The 342-nt window shown below is 45.3% G+C and carries 1 protein-coding gene; it reads right to left on the bottom strand.

Annotation, left to right across the window (positions count from 1 at the left end):
• Positions 1-294, bottom strand: a 294-nt coding sequence (locus ACRHOZ_RS20835) for a hypothetical protein (RefSeq protein WP_431130168.1), incomplete at its 3' end; no start/stop codon positions are given.
• Positions 295-342: the final 48 nt, after the last annotated feature.

Raw genomic sequence — 342 nt, forward strand, 5'->3', positions numbered from 1 at the left:
CTTTATGATCAAAATTTTAAGCTGGTTGGCATGCCAGGCGGGCACATGAAAGCTGGAAACACTGTCCTTTAGGCATTTAAAAGTGAGGTAACCCTTGCCCGTATTTTTGTAAACGTTGGCCGTGTAGCCCAAAGCTTCATTGTTCAGGGGCATTTTAAGATGGGATTCCTCTGTTTCAAGATAAAAAAGAATAGGGTTGTTGCAGAGGACTACTTCGGTAATCTGGGGCACATCCAGGGAAATGGACCAACTGGGCAGCTGCCCCCGCAGATCACAGGATAACAGCTCTACCATATTATTGGCTTTGACGACACTGCTCTTCTTGGATTTTTGCAAGAGAAC

It is taken from the genome of Flagellimonas flava, from assembly GCF_050617915.1.
Lineage (GTDB): Bacteria > Bacteroidota > Bacteroidia > Flavobacteriales > Flavobacteriaceae > Flagellimonas > Flagellimonas flava_A.